Raw genomic sequence first — 14,970 nt, 5'->3', positions numbered from 1 at the left:
CCTACTCGCGAGCGCGCTTGGCCGCCTTCAGCGTGTTGGCCATCAGCATCGTGATCGTCATCGGCCCGACGCCGCCCGGCACCGGCGTAATCCAGCCGGCCGTATCCAAGACGTCGTCGAAATCGACGTCGCCGCACAGCTTGCCGTCAGGCAGACGGTTAACGCCGACATCGATAACGACCGCCCCCGGCTTGACCCAGTCCTTCTTGACCAGCTTCGGCACGCCTACGGCTGCGACCAGAATGTCCGCTTGCCTGGCGATCTCCGGCAAATTCGGGGTGCGGGAATGGCAGATCGTCACCGTCGCGTGCTCGCGCAGCAGCAGCATCGCCACAGGCTTGCCGACGATATTGCTGCGTCCGATGACGACGGCATGCTTGCCGGACGGATTGTTGCCGGTCCGCTTCAACAGCTCGATAACGCCGGCCGGCGTGCAGGGCAGCAGCGTATCGTCGCCGATCATCAGATTGCCGACGCTCTCCGGATGGAAGCCGTCGACATCCTTCTCGACCGCGATTGCGTCGATGATCGCCTTCTCTTCAATATGCTTCGGCAGCGGAAGCTGCACGAGAATTCCGTTCACCTTGCTGTCCCGATTGTAGCCGTCGATCAGCCCGAGCAGCTCTTGCTGGCTGGTCTCGGCGGGAAGGCGGACGACCTCGGAATAGTAGCCGAGCTGTTCGCAGGCTTTCGCCTTGTTGCGCACGTACACCTGAGAAGCCGGATCTTCGCCGACCAGAATGACGACAAGGCCCGGAGTCACGCCTTCTCCCTTCAGCCGCTCCGCTTCCAGCTTGATCTCCTCGCGAATGGAGTCGGATATTTTTTTCCCCTCGATCAGTTGTGCGCTCACTTCCGGTCACTCTCCTCGGTTTTGTTCTCTTCTCTCTCTTTCATCATGCGGCCCAGAACGCCGTTCACGAACTTGCCGTTCTCCTCCCGGCCGAAATGCTTGGCCAGCTCGATCGCCTCGTTGATGACGACTTTGGGAGGCACGTCCTGCCGGTACAGCATTTCATAGACAGCAAGACGCAGAATTTGCCGATCGACCCGCGACAGCCTGTCCACCTGCCATCCCGTCAAATAGACGACGAGGCGCTGGTCGATCTCCTGCTGCTTGTCCAGCACGCCCTGCACCAGCTCTCTCGTAAAAGAGTCGATGCTACCGAGCTCCGCCACGTCGGTGCCGATTTCATTGTCTTGACGGGCTTCGTCCATCACCGTATTAACGGCTTCCAGCCCGGTCACTCCGTTCATTTCGATCTGGTACAGGCTTTGTACCGCGATTTCCCTTGCCAGTCTGCGCTTCATGAGTCCTCCCGAATGTTTCGTGTCGTTGAAGCCGTGTCCCCTGTTTCCTTGCATTCAGACTATAATTTTTTCCATAAACGCGCAAAAAATCCCGTGCATTCGCAGGGATTATCGCGACCAAGGCCAACGGTCAGACACCCAGTCCGTCAATCTCTCGAGCGGAAAGATCGGGCCGCGCCGTTCGTCCTTCTGTTTGCCAATCCAATAACCTATGCCAATGAGCAAAGCGCAAAACAGCATATCCCAAAATCCGCTGATCAAATAGATAATGCCGAATAAGAGACCGGCCGCGATTCCTGCTATTCTGCCGCCATAGGTTTCCAACCATGCTTTCCACATAGGCGGTCCCCCCTCCTATTCCACGCGGCTCTTGAAGGTAGCGGGCGCTTGCGTCACGTTCGCGATAAATACCGAAACCTCCGCCACGGGTATGCCCGTCGCTTCCTCGATCTGCTGCGCAACCGTGCGCTGCATCTCTTCCGACATTGCCGGAATGGAGCCGTCTCCGTCCACGAAAGCCCGAATCAGAATGCCGAGCCCGGCTTCGGATACCCGCACGCGCGCGCGCAAGTCCTTGACGCCCCGTGTCCGGGATGCCGCCTTCAGCGCGAGATTCTCGACCGTCTCCACCGAGATGCGGATGTCTCCGTGCTCCGTGCGTTGATTGATCGACGGAGCGGAATTGCCGTCCCTGCGAACCGAGACGAACAGGAATCGAATGCTGACGAGCAGCAGAACGATCGATACTCCGATGACCGAGGCTTGCACGACGCGCACGTCGCCCGTAAAGTCGGATACGACCTCTTTCAGCCATTCTTCGGAAAATCCTCCGCTCGCGGCCACGATCGCCACGATCGAAGCGACCGCGATCACCAAACTGTACAATAACAGAAGCAGCCTGTCCAACACTTTAATCAACGAATGAGCCCTCCCTGTTCCCAGATACAATGAAGCGCTATGATCGCGAAAAGGCCTCTGCGAGAGTTATCCCGCAGGAAACTCTCGTCAGAGGGCCGTCATCCGCAGACCGAAGCCGTTGTCCACGACGCGGTAACCGGGTACGGCTCCGTCGTTATCGGACGCGTGCGTGGGCTTCTTCTTCTTCGGGTTTCTCGTTCGTCTTGAAGTGAACGTCATGAATATGTACGTTGACTTCCACGACGTTCAGTCCCGTCATCGATTCGATCGAACGTTTGACGTTGCGTTGAATCTCGCTTGAAATTTCCGGAATTTTGCGGCCGTAGTGAACGATAATCGACACGTCCACGGCAGCCTCTCTCTGACCGACCTCTACCTTGACACCCTTGGACAGGTTCTTGCGTCCGAGCAATTCGGCGATGCCGGACGACAGGCCCCCGCTCATGCCGGCGACGCCGTCCACTTCGATGGTGGCCAGACCGGCGATCACCTCGATGACCTCCGGGGCGATCTCGATCGTGCCGAGATCGGTTCTTTCGTAATCCGGGGCTATCATTTCCATTTCGCAGTTCCACCTCCATATCCCGGACCTATTCGCGTAAGTCCGAGCGTCCGCCTTCACTACTTATAAATATAGCATTCCCGGATTATTATGACAAACGCTTGGCCGGTTTTTTTGTTCCGCGTGCGGAAAACCGGCGGCGGCCGGCCTTAGAGACCGACGTCGTGCTCCTCGAGGAACTTGATATCGAACGTGCCTTTGTTGAAGATCGGATGGTTCATCAGCTTCAGATGGAACGGAATCGTCGTCTTGACGCCTTCCACGATGAATTCGCTCAAGGCGCGGCGAGCTCTCGCGATCGCTTCCTCGCGCGTCGGCGCCCATACGATCAGCTTCGCGACCATCGAGTCGTAATGCGGAGAAATGACGTACTGCGGATAAGCCGCGCTGTCCACCCGCACGCCCGGACCTCCCGGCGGCAGATAGAAGCCGACGCGTCCCGCGGAAGGCATGAAATTGCGCTCCGGGTCTTCCGCGTTAATCCGGCATTCGATCGCCCATCCGTCGAGTCTGACGTCCTCTTGCTTGAACGACAGCGTCTCGCCTTCGGCAATGGCGATCATTTCCTTGATCAAGTCGATCCCGGTAATCATCTCGGTCACGGGATGCTCGACCTGAATACGGGTATTCATCTCCATGAAGTAGAAGTTGCCGTCCGGACCGAGCAAGTATTCGATCGTTCCGGCGCCGGAATAGTTCACGGCCTTCGCGGCGCGGACGGACGCTTGACCCATGCGCTCGCGCAGCTCTGGCGTCATGATCGGGCACGGCGCTTCCTCGACCAGCTTCTGGCGGCGGCGCTGCACTGAGCAATCCCGCTCTCCGAGATGCGCCACGTTGCCGTGCTTGTCGGCGATGATCTGAATCTCGACGTGCTTCATGCCCGTCAAGTATTTCTCGAGATAGACGCCCGCATTGCCGAAAGCTTTCTCCGCTTCCTGCTGCGCGGTCGTGATCTCCCGAACCAGCATCTCTTCGTTATCGGCGATCCGAATGCCGCGTCCGCCGCCTCCGGCCGTCGCTTTGATGATGACCGGATAACCGATCTCGCGGGCGACGCGAACCGCGTCGTCCAAATCCTCAAGCAGACCGTCGGAGCCCGGAATGACGGGAACGTCGGCGTCCTTCATCGTCTGCTTGGCGACAGACTTGTCCCCCATTCGGCTGATCGCCTCGGACGAAGGACCGATGAACGTTATATTGCACGATTCGCAGATCTCCGCGAAGTCGGCGTTTTCCGAAAGAAATCCGTAGCCGGGATGAATGGCGTCGCATTCCGTCAAGGTGGCGACGCTCATAATATTCGTCAGGTTCAGGTAGCTGTCCTTGGACGCGGTCGGCCCGATGCAATAAGCTTCGTCGGCCAGGCGCACGTGCAGCGATTCCCTGTCGGCTTCGGAGTAGACCGCTACCGCCGTAATGCCCAGTTCGCGGCATGCGCGGATAATTCTCACTGCGATCTCGCCTCGATTGGCGACCAGTATTTTGTTGAATTTCAAAGCGAAGTCCTCCTCGGGATTATTCCGGCTTTACTAGGAATAGCGGTTGGCCGAACTCGACAAGCTGTCCGTTCTCCACGAGAATGTCCACGATTTCTCCTTTGACTTCCGCTTCCAGAGGATTCATCAGCTTCATCGCTTCCAGAATGCACACGACCGTCTTGTCGGAAACTCTGTCTCCGATGTTCACGAACGGAGACGCGTCCGGGGACGGCGAACGGTAGAACGTGCCGACCATCGGGGAGACGATCCGGTGCAGATTGGACGTGTCGGCCGCCGGAGCGGCTTTCGCCTCTTCGGATGACGCGGCGGGAGCCGCGATCGGCGCGGTTTGCGCGATCGGAGCGGACGGCAAATATGTAGTAGGGAAGGAAGGCGCTTGCACGTTGACGACTTCGGTGCGGCCCGGTTTGCGGATCGACAGCCGCATGCCTTCGTTTTCGATTTCCAGTTCGTGTACACTCGTTTGGTCCACCAATTTGATCAATTCTTTGATTTCGCTCAACTTAAACATCTCGGTCACTCCTTGATTCGGGATTCCCCCGTCTGAAGAAAGCATGCTCGAACGCAGATCTCGTTCGAACCCACAACGGGATTATTATACCATAAACGTTCGAAATGGAAAGGGTTATGAGAGCTCCTGGGGCGCACAAGCGCGAAGAAGGCCGCCCGGAGACGGATCGGGAGATCCGCTTCCGAGGCAGCCTCGCCTCCGCTATTGTCCCTCGCAGAACCCGTCTCCCGATCATTCCACGTACTGAACGCTAACCCGATCGGGACCTACGTTAAGCTCTTTTGTCGCCAGATCGATGATGCCGATCGCCTGCGTCTTCTCGAGCTTGTCGCTAAGCACGATGACTTTGAACTTCGTATCGACTTCGTCGACGACCGCGTTGTCGAAGTCTTGCAGCAGCTTCTCCTGCAGGCTCGTAATTCGGGCGTCCAGATCTTCCAGACGGTCCAGTTCCTCGGCGGCGGCCGTCGCTTCCTCTTGGGTGACCTTCGTGTTGCCGATCACCGTGCTCAGTTCTTCCGCCCGCTTGCTTACCTTGTTCAGCCGCTCGTACGCGATCTGTTCGAGACGGTCGTTGCCCGTCGCGTTGGCGATTCCTTTGAGCACTTCCTGATCTTCCGGCGATACCGCGTCGCCCGTGCCGACAGCCCCCGTCTCGGCGTCCGTCAGCTCGTCGGTCATCTGGTCGACCTGCTGTACGGTGACGCCGTCGGGATCAGTCGCCGCGACTTTGCCGGCGTCCTCGATGACCTGATTCGGCCCGCCTGCGGCGTTGTTCGTCGACGGAGCGTCCTCGCTGAATAAATAATAGGCGGACAAAATGACCATCAAGCTAAGCATCGATACGAGCCAGATCGTTTGGCGTTTGTTGTTCATTGTTCCATTCCTCCCGGAATCTTCGATATTTTGTGGACTCGTCACGTTTTGCGGGGGACGACGGAGACGCGATGGATCGGCACGTCGAGCCCTCCCGACACGGCTTCCGCGATCATCTTCTTGACGGCGGCGCTCTCCGCGCCCTTGGCGACGATCATCACCCCGCGAAGCCGCGGCTTGATCTTCTTGACGACGATCGGCGACTGGACGCCCGACGAGATCTCGTACAGCACGACCTGACCGTCCTTGGAGATGTCCGTGATATGCCGTTTGGCGCCGTTGCGGTCCGTCTCGTCCGTAATCGTCTGCATCTGCTTCTCGTTGAGCTGCACGACCGTCTCTTCCGTGGAATCGACCGTGACGAGAACGTCGACGGTGCCGACTCCGACGATTTTCTCCAGCATCCCTTTGAGTCGGCTCTCGAACTCCGATTCGATATCGGCGAACGTCGAGACGCCTTTGTCGTCGCCGCCGCCAAGGAACGTCTCCTGCTGCGGAACGTCTTCGTCCCTCGGCGGCGAGAAGTTGGGCGTCCTGGAAGGATCGACCGGCTTGACGTTGAGCAGGGAAGCCGCGAGCAGCATCGCCGCGCCGATCAAGCCGATCAGCACGAGCCAGCGGAACGCTTTCACCCTGCGCGGTCCTCCGGAACCTCCGCCGATGTAGGATTCCAGCCGCTCCAGCCATTTCGCCATGACACACCTCTCCTAATCTGACTCATGCTTCGTCCGGCAGCTTGACCTCGACGATGCCGGGCGCGAGCCCGAAGCGATTCGATACGAGCGCGGTCACGTTTCTTCGCGTCTCCCCGTCGAGCTCCCGCTCCCCTTCGGTTCCTCCAATTGCCGGAATCGCACCGTCCGGCTCCTTCTCGGGCGCTTTCCCGCCTCCGACTTGGACTTTGATCTCGACGTCCGCCACCGCCTCCACGTCCCGGACCTCCCCGGACGAGGCGCCGTCGCTCCGTTCGCCCGCAGGGACCGTTTCCGGCTCGAGCTCGATCGATACTTTCGCGACCGCGAGCGAGCCGTCCGACACCTTCTCCAGATTAACCTTCACCCGGCGAACCGGATGGCCGCCGGCCTGCTCCACTTCGCTCCGAATCTCGGATTCGAGCTTCGTCGCCGTCAGATCGGCCGCTTGAGCCAGGCGACTCTCGCGCAGCTTCGCCCCGTCGGCTTCGATCATGGCCAGCTGCCTGCTCGCCCCTTCGGGGGTCTTCTCGACCGATTGCAAGCCTTGGGCCAGCCTGCTGCCGAAGTCCCCTTTGACCCACTGCATGATCGGTCCGGCCACCGTCAGCAGAATGAACAGCCCCGCGACGAGCCGCACGTAGCGCTGCATCGTGCGGTTCGGCAGCAGCAGGTCGATGAGCGAAGCGAGCAGGATGACCGCGATCACCTGACGCAGCCAGCCCGACAATCCGTCCATGATGTCCATCCGGCGATCGCCTCCCGTTCATCGGATCATAAGGGCGGCGTTGCCCGCCGTCAAAATGATCGTCACCGCCAGGAAAAACATCAGTCCGACCGATGCGAGGGCGGCGAAGACATAGATCAGCGTCTTGCCGATCGTCTGCAGGCAGTGCACGATCGGCGTGTCCCCCAGCGGCTGCATGACCGCTCCCGCCAAGTTGTAGATGAGCGCGAGCGTTAATATTTTCAAGGCCGGAAAGGCGCACAGGAAGATCAGGACGATCACCCCCGCCAGCCCGACCGCGTTTTTGACGAGCAGGCTCGCCGACATAACGGTATCGGTCGCGTCGGAGAACATCTTGCCGACGACCGGCACGAAGTTGCCAGTCACGAATTTCGCCGTCCTGAGCGCCACGCCGTCCGCGACCGCTCCCGTCGCCCCCTGCACCGACAGCACGCCGAGGAAAACCGTGAGCAGAATGCCGAGCAGCCCTACGCCTACATTGCGCAGCAGGTTGGCCAGCTGCGTCGCCTTGTACCTCTCGGTAATGGCGCTGACGAGATGCAATACCGCGGAGAAGAACAGCAGCGGGAACACGACCAGATGCACCAGCGTCCCGATCGTGTGGATCATGAACACGATAAGCGGATGAAGCACCGCGACCGACGTCACCCCTCCCGTTCCCGCCAGCAGCGTCAGCAGCAGCGGCACCATCGCCAGCATGAACTGCACCATATTCCCGATCGCTTCCGCCGCGTAGGCGGTCGCCGTGCGAAAGCTGTTCACGGCAAGGATGATGACGACCAGGTAAGCGATGCCGTAAGCGACTTTGCTGACCGCGTTGCGCTCGAACGCGTTTTGCATCGTCTCCAGCAGCATCGTGAAGACGGTCAGCAGCACGATCGTCACGAGCAGCTTGCCGCTGTACAGCACCTCGTGCAGGAAAAACTTCGCCAACCCGGACAGCACCTGCCCGATGTTCCAGCTCTCCCCTTGGGGAAACATCAACTGGCGCAGTTCCGGCAGCTTGCCCTCGGGGAAGTACCCGCCGTATTCCGACTTCAAGCCGTTCCAATACTGCTGGATGCGTCCCAGCTCGAGCTCTTCGCTCTGCCGCCGGGCCAGGTCCTCGGACAGCCTACCCTGTTCCTCGAGCGAAGGCTGACCCCCGCCCGAGCCGGCCGGATTCGCCAGCGCGGCCGAAGCTCCCGCGAACAGGAAGGCGAGCAGCGCCAGCAGCGACAGATTGAATGCTTTTCCCGTGCGACTCATCCCGTTCCTCCCGTCTCCGCGCCCGTCAAGCCGGCAGCAGGTTCAGCACCGTTTCGACGATGACGCTGATGATGGGCACCGCCATGACGAGAATGAGCATTTTTCCGGCAAACTCGATTTTGGTCGCTATGCTTTCCAGGCCCGCGTCCCGGACGATCTGCGCGCCGAATTCCGCGATGTAGGCGATTCCGATGATTTTCAGCATCGTCTTCAGATAGACCGAAGGAATGCCGGACCGGTCCGCAAGCTCCTCCAGCACGGAGATGACGTCGCCGATCTTGCCCACGAACGCAAGGAAAATTCCGACCCCCACGAAGGCGGCGAGCAGATAGGCGAACATCGGCTTCTGTTCCCGGATGACGAGAATAAGCACAGTCGCGAGAAACCCGATTCCGACGATCTGAAGTATGTCCATCCAACCCACCTACTGGAACAGGAAAATGGTCTTGATTTCCTGGAACAAGTCATTGAGCATGCGTACGACCATGAACAGCACGACCACGAACCCGATCAGCGTTACCCAGTGCGCCATATCTTCCTTGCCCATCTGCTTCAACACCGTGTGGATCATCGCCACGATAATGCCGATGCCGGCGATTTGGAAAATGGTGCTGATATCGATGTTCATCGCTATGGCCTCCTAAATTGTCCAACGACAACGAAATGCTCCAAGCCGCAATCGCCCGTCCCGCCTATAACATCAGAATGACGACCAGCGCCGCCCCCAGCATGCCCAGGCTGCGGCTCAGCTTCTCGTATTTGCGCTGCTCCTCGCGAGCGGCCGCCTCCTCCGCTTGAAGCTGGTGGAACGCGAGCTTCAAATGCTTGAGCTGGTCTTCGCGGCCGCTGCCGCCGAGCGACTCGCCGAGCCTGAGCACCGCTTCCTTCTCCGACTGCTTCATTGCCGTCGCCGGCCAGAACTCACGGATCGCTTTCTCCCAGCAATCCCGCACCGTCTCTCCCGATCTCGCTTCGTCCCCCGCGAGAGAACCTGCGATTCTGGCGAACATCGCCGACAGCGGCTTTGGAACCGCCGACGCGATTCTGTCCAGCGCTTCCGGCAGCGGGGTTCGGCCGTAGCCGATCTCCGTCTCCAGACGCTGCAAGGCGTGAAGCAGCTCGCGAATTTGTCGCGGCCTGGCGGCGTAGCGGGCCGATTGCACGAGTCCGATCATCGTTCCCGCGAACAGAACGAGCAGAACTCCGACGAACTTAAGCATCTCCGCTCCCCTCCCTTAGGCCGACGCTTGGCGAACGGATCACCGGCATCGGACGGGATTTGACCGTCACCCGGGCGACCGCGCCCGACGCGGCTTCCGGTTCCGGAGGGACCGCTCCGGCCGACAGTCCGGGAGCGTCCCTCGCCATCGCCGCTCCGGGACGGCCGCCCGCTAACTCCCGCTGCGCCTCTTCCGCGGCGACGATCCGGTGCGCCACGCTCCCCCCCGATTTGCTCAAGAACACGTAAGCGCCGAACGCCCCTTCCGCGGCCAGCCTGCCGAGCGCCGGCCTGGCCAGCACGTCGGCCATGTCGGCGGCGTGCGCGGTCGCGAGCACGCGTACGCCCGCGTGGATCGCTTCGCGGATCGCCTCCGTATCCTCCGGCCTGCCGATCTCGTCCACGACGAGCACCTCCGGCGACATCGAGCGGAGCATCATCATCATGCCCTCCGCCTTCGGGCAGGCGTCCAGCACGTCGCAGCGCGGCCCCAGATCGAACGTCGGAACCCCGCGCTCGCTGGCGGCAATCTCCGAACGCTCGTCCACGATGCCGACTTTGCGGCTGCCCCATCCTCTCGCGGCGGGATGGTGCCAAGTTCCATAGCTGATGCAGCGGGCCAAATCCCGAATCAGCGTCGTCTTGCCTTGCTGAGGCGGAGAGACGATCAGCGTATGCCGGATCGTCCTGGCCTGAACGTCCAGCAACCCCGGCAGCACCTGGCCTCCGAATCCGGTCCGCGCCCTCGCGATCCGGACGTTGAACCCCGCGATATCCTTCAAGTGGGAGACGGCTCCCCCATCCAGCACAGCGCGGCCGGCCAACCCGATGCGGTGGCCTCCCGCTACCGTGACGTATCCCCTGCGAAGCTCTTCCTCCGCCGCGTAGATGGAATGATTCGTAATCCGCTCGAGCAGCGCGCGGCACTGGTCGCGGCCCGGTCGATAGGCTTCCGGGCTGCTCTCCGTCAGAGAGCCGTCCTCGCGCACGAACGCATAGCGGCTTCCGTAGCCGATCTCCATCGGGCGATTCTCGCGAATGCGAATCTCTTCCAGCGACTCCTTGGCCGCCTCGGGCATTCGCTCGAGAACCGAGCGCAAGGAAGTCGGAAACAGCTCCATGATCGGTTGCGGCAAGCAGACTCCCCCTCTCCGCCGGTAGTGGATCATGCTTGTTCATATGTATGCTTGGACGGCGCGATTATGCCTGCTTGGCCGACTGGCGGGGAAAGTCTCATTTTCTTAATATTCCTATCAGCAGACAGCCGACCCCTGCGAGAATCCAGACGAACTTGGCAGGCGAGAGCTTGTCCGCCAAGCCTACCAATCCGATCGTCGTCGTGGAAATCAGAACGAGCGGGCCGACCAGGGCGAGCATCGAATTGACGGCCAGCGCCTTCTGAACGTCGTTGAGCCGAAGCATGACGATCGCGGCGATCAATTCGATGCTGCCGGATAATACCCTCAGCATCGCCATGCTGAATGCCGCCTTGTCCACAGAACATTCCTCCTTATCGATTGCCAAGTCGTCTTCGCGCTACTATCCTTATGCCGGACGAACCGTTAACTTGTCTCTTAATTTGCGCGCGGGATTCATTTCGGAAGAGTTGGAGAATAAGAGAAGAGCACCATCTTATGGGCTAACGCATATATTGGTCGGGTATTACCCACCTTTGCTGCGAACGAGGAGAGTTGAGCATGCGGAATACGACCCTGCAATCGGAGTGGCCCGATATGTTGACCGACCCTAGCGGGCGAAGAGCTTCCAAGCCCCGCCTGACGGGCCGCACGATGGTGTTGGACAAAGGCTTGGGCCAGAGCGCCTTCGAGGATCTGCTAAGCTTGTCCGGGGATTATATCGATATCGTCAAAATCGGCTTCGGCACGTCCCCCCTCTATCCGCCGTCCATCCTTCGGAAAAAAGTCGACCTCGCCTCCGAACGCGGAATCGCCGTCATCCCGGGAGGCACGCTGCTGGAAGCGGCGGTGAAGCTGGACGTCGTCCCGGGCTTCTTCCGTCAGGTGCTGGCGATGCGGTTTACGGGAATCGAGGTGTCGGACGGAACGATCCATCTCGATCGCGGCCTTCGCGACGAACTGATCAAGGAGGCGAAAAGTCTCGGCCTGCAAGTGTTCACGGAATACGGCAAAAAACGTCCCGGTTCCCGCATCGACTTCGCCGACTTTGCCGCCACCGCCGAACGCGACCTTGCCTGCGGAGCGGACATGGTAACGGTGGAGGCGAGAGAGTCCGGCATCGACGTCGGGTTGTTCGACGAGAAGGGGGCATGCCGGGAGGAGGATCTTTCCTATATCCGCAGCGCCCTGCCGAACCAGGACCGCATTCTCTGGGAAGCTCCGCTTAAAGAGCAGCAGGTCGCCCTGCTGAAAGCGATCGGAGCGCGCGTCAACCTCGGCAACATCCCGTTCCAGGACGTGCTCGCGCTTGAAGCGATGCGCCGGGGCCTGCGCTCCGATACGTTCGAGCTGCAGCGGACTCCTTACTTCGATTACATGATCTGACGGCATCGGGCCGCGGCAACGGGAACAAGCCTCGCGTTCTAAACGCGAGGCTTGTTCCATATCGTGTACCATCTGGAGTTGAACGGGAGCGTGACGCGGATGTTATACGGAGATTTGGTGCTGGTCGCGCTCATCGTCATCGGGCTGATCGGCAGGTCGTCGATCATCACGACCGCCGCGTGCATTCTGCTGATCGTCAAGCTAGCCCATCTCGACCGCTACCTGCCCGCCATCGAGAGGAGGGGGATCGAGCTCGGCCTGCTCTTCCTGACGCTGGCCGTGCTTGTCCCATTCGCTTCCGGCCGCGTTCAGCCCAAAGATATTATGGACGCCTTCTCCGGCTGGATCGGCTGGGTCGCCCTGATCGGCGGGGCGATCGGCGCCTTCCTGAACAGCAGAGGTCTCGAGACGCTCAAAGCGGACCCGCAGCTGATCGTCGGCATCGTCATCGGTTCGATCGTCGGCGTCGTGCTGCTGCGCGGCATTCCCGTCGGTCCGCTCATGGCCGCCGGCATTACCGCCGTCATCGTCAAGCTGGTCCAGTTGCTCGCGGGAAAATAAAAAAGCAGAGTCGTACAAACAGATTATCGATGAGTGCGCGGTTAAGTGCTTCTACTTCCTGGAGACAGGAGATAGATGCACTTTTCGCTTTTTCGATAATCTTGCACGACCCTGCTTAAGGAACAGGCCCTGTTTTTTTAACGAACGGCCCCTGCTTTTTAGCGCCGCTCGGAAGGACCGCCGACGAACGCAGTGTCCGCCGTATCCAATCCGTACGCGGTATGAAGCGCGCGAATGACTTCCTGCACCGGCTCGGCGGCGATGACGCAGGAAACTTTGATCTCCGACGTGCTCACCATTTTGATGCTGACGCCGACGCTGGAGATCGCCTCGAACATTTGTGCGGCGACTCCCGGATTCGACACCATTCCCGCTCCTACGATCGACACTTTCACGAGACCTTCCTCGAACGTCGCTTCGCGGTAAGGCACTTCCGTCTTAATGCCGGTGAGAACGTCCAGCGCTTTCGAACGGTCGGCCAGCGATACCGTGAACGAGAAGTCCGCCTTGCCGTCCTGCACGCCGCTCTGCACGATGATGTCCACGTCGATGCCTTGCTCCGCCAGCGCTCCGAACATTTTGGCCAATACGCCCGGCACGTCCTCGACGCCCAGCACGCTGATGCGGGCCACGTTTTTATCCGCTGCGATTCCTCTTACGACGATTCCTTGCTCCATTTGCGCTTCCTCCCTCACGAGCGTGCCTGCGTTATTCGTAAAGCTCGAGCGTACAACCAGGTTTACGTTGTAATGCTTCGCGTATTCGACCGCGCGCGGATGAAGCACCGCGGCCCCCAGATGCGCCAGCTCCAGCATTTCGTCGTACGAAATTTCGTCCAGCTTCCTCGCGCATTTGACGACGCGCGGATCGGTGGAATAGATGCCGTCGACATCCGTGTAGATTTCGCACACGTCGGCCTTCAGCGCCGCGGCCAGCGCGACCGCCGTCGTATCCGAGCCGCCGCGGCCGAGCGTCGTAATCTCTCCGCCCTCGGTCATTCCTTGGAACCCGGCGACGATGACGACGTTCCCCTCGTCGAGAGCAGCGAAAATCCGCTCCGGCGAAATGTCGCTAATCTTCGCCTTGCCGTGCGTCGCTTCCGTAACGATGCCGGCCTGCCACCCCGTGTAAGATTTAGCGCCATGCCCGAGTTTATGGATCGCCATGGACAGCAATGCGACGGAAATTTGTTCGCCCGTCGTCAGCAGCATATCCATCTCGCGAGCAGGCGGGTTGCCGTTAATCTCTCTCGCCTTGTCGATCAAATCATCCGTTGTATCTCCCATCGCCGACACGACGACGACGACCCGGTCGCCCTGCAGCTTCTTCTCCACGATTCGCTGCGCCACCCGGCCCATCCGCTCAGTCGTGCCTACGGAACTCCCGCCGAATTTCATCACTGTCAATGACACCGGTAGCCACTCCCCCAGTCAACTTTCCAAGCTAATAAAAGAACACTGCATACAGCATTATATTATAGCATAAGTCCATTGGCCCAAAAAGAACAAAAATAATGTCGACATTTTGAAGAGGCTGCCTCTCCGAATTCCAAGCAAAAACGCCTTCAGCGCCCGTAGGACGGCGAAGGCGTCTTGTCGGGTACGATGCAGATTATCCCCTTTCGTCAGGCCGGTCTGCTTTCTCCCGCTCCACTCTCCGCTTCTTTTGCCGCTATCCCCTTCCGTCAGTCCTCCCCCAGCCTCCCACCTGTCGTTCATTCCTTTTGCCGCTATCCCTTTCGATCAGTCTGTTCTATCTCTCCCCTTCCATTCTCTGCTTCTTTTGCCGATATCCCCTCCGTTCAGTTCACGACACGCCTGGCCCATCGCTTTTTCATCCCTTTTGCCGCTATCCCTTTCGATCAGTTCACACTTCCGCTGCCTTATGCTATCTGCACCTTTGCCGATATCCCTTTGAGTCAGTTGGTAGTCACGTCCAGTTGCTCGCGGTTTGCATCAATTCTTCCACAGTCACCTATCTTGAACTCACGTCGTCTAGCGACCGTTCCCGGTCCGGCAGACTGCCTCATGTCTTGCGGCAACACTCCTTAAAACTTGAATAATCCGCTCCTTTTCAAACGGGCCAAAGCAAATCCTCACACTCCAATCCTGTTCTTTTTCAAAGGTATGGCCTCAAACTGAGTCACTGGGATACCTGGCAAGTTGCTGAACGCTAAATCACAGTCGCGAGGGATAATCAACTGAATGGAGTTGTCAAGAAAAGTGCAGTTTGAAAACACACTCATACAGAAATCCCGTTGCTAAACTGCTCGTGAAAACAATCTTTCGCGATAAATAGCT

General features: G+C 59.5%; 19 protein-coding genes. 2 read left to right on the top strand and 17 right to left on the bottom strand.

All coding sequences use genetic code 11. From position 1 onward, the window contains the following. Position 1: 1 nt before the first annotated feature. The 16 genes from folD to B0G52_RS34155 form a co-directional block, all read right to left on the bottom strand. Complete coding sequence (folD, locus tag B0G52_RS34230; protein ID WP_094050928.1) at positions 2–853, bottom strand: bifunctional methylenetetrahydrofolate dehydrogenase/methenyltetrahydrofolate cyclohydrolase FolD; 852 nt, start codon at positions 851–853, stop codon at positions 2–4. Then, complete coding sequence (nusB, locus tag B0G52_RS34225; RefSeq protein WP_094050927.1) at positions 850–1,311, bottom strand: transcription antitermination factor NusB; 462 nt, start codon at positions 1,309–1,311, stop codon at positions 850–852. Before nusB ends, folD begins: the two co-directional genes overlap by 4 nt. A gap of 108 nt (positions 1,312–1,419) precedes the next feature. Then, a complete protein-coding gene (locus tag B0G52_RS34220; protein WP_094050926.1) occupies positions 1,420–1,650 on the bottom strand; it encodes a DUF2273 domain-containing protein in 231 nt (76 codons plus the stop codon). A gap of 15 nt (positions 1,651–1,665) precedes the next feature. Beyond that, positions 1,666–2,229, bottom strand: a complete 564-nt coding sequence (amaP, locus tag B0G52_RS34215; RefSeq protein ID WP_094050925.1) for an alkaline shock response membrane anchor protein AmaP — start codon at positions 2,227–2,229, stop codon at positions 1,666–1,668. Between the two features lie 154 nt (positions 2,230–2,383). Continuing rightward, complete coding sequence (locus tag B0G52_RS34210) at positions 2,384–2,791, bottom strand: Asp23/Gls24 family envelope stress response protein (RefSeq protein WP_094050924.1); 408 nt, start codon at positions 2,789–2,791, stop codon at positions 2,384–2,386. Positions 2,792–2,940: 149 nt separating this feature from the next. After that, positions 2,941–4,290 carry an acetyl-CoA carboxylase biotin carboxylase subunit gene (accC, locus tag B0G52_RS34205; RefSeq protein ID WP_094050923.1) on the bottom strand — a complete coding sequence of 450 codons (1,350 nt, stop codon included), beginning with the start codon at positions 4,288–4,290 and terminating at the stop codon, positions 2,941–2,943. Between the two features lie 19 nt (positions 4,291–4,309). Beyond that, positions 4,310–4,804, bottom strand: a complete 495-nt coding sequence (accB, locus tag B0G52_RS34200; protein WP_094050922.1) for an acetyl-CoA carboxylase biotin carboxyl carrier protein — start codon at positions 4,802–4,804, stop codon at positions 4,310–4,312. A gap of 231 nt (positions 4,805–5,035) precedes the next feature. Then, the gene (locus B0G52_RS34195) at positions 5,036–5,680 is read right to left on the bottom strand and encodes a SpoIIIAH-like family protein (protein ID WP_094050921.1); all 645 of its coding nucleotides are present in this window, start codon (positions 5,678–5,680) and stop codon (positions 5,036–5,038) included. Between the two features lie 41 nt (positions 5,681–5,721). After that, positions 5,722–6,375 (bottom strand): stage III sporulation protein AG, encoded by a 654-nt coding sequence (gene spoIIIAG / locus B0G52_RS34190; RefSeq protein ID WP_094050920.1) that lies wholly within the window; start codon positions 6,373–6,375, stop codon positions 5,722–5,724. A gap of 22 nt (positions 6,376–6,397) precedes the next feature. Continuing rightward, positions 6,398–7,120: a stage III sporulation protein AF gene (locus tag B0G52_RS34185; RefSeq protein WP_094050919.1), complete on the bottom strand. Its 723-nt coding sequence runs from the start codon at positions 7,118–7,120 to the stop codon at positions 6,398–6,400. A gap of 18 nt (positions 7,121–7,138) precedes the next feature. Further along, a complete protein-coding gene (gene spoIIIAE, locus B0G52_RS34180) occupies positions 7,139–8,368 on the bottom strand; it encodes a stage III sporulation protein AE (protein ID WP_094050918.1) in 1,230 nt (409 codons plus the stop codon). Between the two features lie 25 nt (positions 8,369–8,393). Continuing rightward, positions 8,394–8,783 carry a stage III sporulation protein AD gene (spoIIIAD, locus tag B0G52_RS34175; protein WP_094050917.1) on the bottom strand — a complete coding sequence of 130 codons (390 nt, stop codon included), beginning with the start codon at positions 8,781–8,783 and terminating at the stop codon, positions 8,394–8,396. Between the two features lie 9 nt (positions 8,784–8,792). Continuing rightward, positions 8,793–8,996: a stage III sporulation protein AC gene (gene spoIIIAC, locus B0G52_RS34170; protein ID WP_094050916.1), complete on the bottom strand. Its 204-nt coding sequence runs from the start codon at positions 8,994–8,996 to the stop codon at positions 8,793–8,795. Positions 8,997–9,060: 64 nt separating this feature from the next. After that, positions 9,061–9,588 (bottom strand): stage III sporulation protein SpoIIIAB, encoded by a 528-nt coding sequence (spoIIIAB, locus tag B0G52_RS34165; RefSeq protein ID WP_094050915.1) that lies wholly within the window; start codon positions 9,586–9,588, stop codon positions 9,061–9,063. Then, positions 9,581–10,723 carry a stage III sporulation protein AA gene (gene spoIIIAA, locus B0G52_RS34160; RefSeq protein ID WP_233163336.1) on the bottom strand — a complete coding sequence of 381 codons (1,143 nt, stop codon included), beginning with the start codon at positions 10,721–10,723 and terminating at the stop codon, positions 9,581–9,583. The genes spoIIIAB and spoIIIAA overlap by 8 nt, the downstream gene beginning before the upstream one ends. A gap of 97 nt (positions 10,724–10,820) precedes the next feature. Further along, complete coding sequence (locus tag B0G52_RS34155) at positions 10,821–11,084, bottom strand: YqhV family protein (RefSeq protein ID WP_372629709.1); 264 nt, start codon at positions 11,082–11,084, stop codon at positions 10,821–10,823. Positions 11,085–11,284: 200 nt separating this feature from the next. Between B0G52_RS34155 and comA the strand changes: the two genes are divergently transcribed. Next, positions 11,285–12,109 carry a phosphosulfolactate synthase gene (gene comA, locus B0G52_RS34150; RefSeq protein WP_094050914.1) on the top strand — a complete coding sequence of 275 codons (825 nt, stop codon included), beginning with the start codon at positions 11,285–11,287 and terminating at the stop codon, positions 12,107–12,109. 99 nt (positions 12,110–12,208) lie between these two features. Beyond that, positions 12,209–12,670: a DUF441 domain-containing protein gene (locus tag B0G52_RS34145; protein WP_094050946.1), complete on the top strand. Its 462-nt coding sequence runs from the start codon at positions 12,209–12,211 to the stop codon at positions 12,668–12,670. A gap of 158 nt (positions 12,671–12,828) precedes the next feature. Here B0G52_RS34145 and B0G52_RS34140 read toward each other — a convergent pair whose 3' ends face one another. Beyond that, complete coding sequence (locus B0G52_RS34140) at positions 12,829–14,082, bottom strand: aspartate kinase (RefSeq protein WP_094050913.1); 1,254 nt, start codon at positions 14,080–14,082, stop codon at positions 12,829–12,831. Between the last annotated feature and the right edge of the window lie 888 nt (positions 14,083–14,970).

Source organism: Cohnella sp. SGD-V74, assembly GCF_003001675.1.
GTDB lineage: Bacteria > Bacillota > Bacilli > Paenibacillales > Paenibacillaceae > Cohnella.
The sequence above is the reverse complement of the archived record's forward strand: the minus strand, read 5'-3'. Positions and strand labels throughout refer to the sequence as shown.

Excerpts from the sequence above, each read along its gene's own strand:
- nusB (WP_094050927.1), bottom strand. The coding sequence starts at position 1,311 with ATGAAGCGCAGACTGGCAAGGGAAATCGCGGTACAAAGCCTGTACCAG.
- B0G52_RS34220 (WP_094050926.1), bottom strand. The coding sequence starts at position 1,650 with ATGTGGAAAGCATGGTTGGAAACCTATGGCGGCAGAATAGCAGGAATC.
- B0G52_RS34210 (WP_094050924.1), bottom strand. The coding sequence starts at position 2,791 with ATGGAAATGATAGCCCCGGATTACGAAAGAACCGATCTCGGCACGATC.
- accB (WP_094050922.1), bottom strand. The coding sequence starts at position 4,804 with ATGTTTAAGTTGAGCGAAATCAAAGAATTGATCAAATTGGTGGACCAA.
- B0G52_RS34195 (WP_094050921.1), bottom strand. The coding sequence starts at position 5,680 with ATGAACAACAAACGCCAAACGATCTGGCTCGTATCGATGCTTAGCTTG.
- spoIIIAG (WP_094050920.1), bottom strand. The coding sequence starts at position 6,375 with ATGGCGAAATGGCTGGAGCGGCTGGAATCCTACATCGGCGGAGGTTCC.
- B0G52_RS34185 (WP_094050919.1), bottom strand. The coding sequence starts at position 7,120 with ATGGACATCATGGACGGATTGTCGGGCTGGCTGCGTCAGGTGATCGCG.
- spoIIIAE (WP_094050918.1), bottom strand. The coding sequence starts at position 8,368 with ATGAGTCGCACGGGAAAAGCATTCAATCTGTCGCTGCTGGCGCTGCTC.
- spoIIIAD (WP_094050917.1), bottom strand. The coding sequence starts at position 8,783 with ATGGACATACTTCAGATCGTCGGAATCGGGTTTCTCGCGACTGTGCTT.
- spoIIIAC (WP_094050916.1), bottom strand. The coding sequence starts at position 8,996 with ATGAACATCGATATCAGCACCATTTTCCAAATCGCCGGCATCGGCATT.
- spoIIIAB (WP_094050915.1), bottom strand. The coding sequence starts at position 9,588 with ATGCTTAAGTTCGTCGGAGTTCTGCTCGTTCTGTTCGCGGGAACGATG.
- comA (WP_094050914.1), top strand. The coding sequence starts at position 11,285 with ATGCGGAATACGACCCTGCAATCGGAGTGGCCCGATATGTTGACCGAC.
- B0G52_RS34145 (WP_094050946.1), top strand. The coding sequence starts at position 12,209 with ATGTTATACGGAGATTTGGTGCTGGTCGCGCTCATCGTCATCGGGCTG.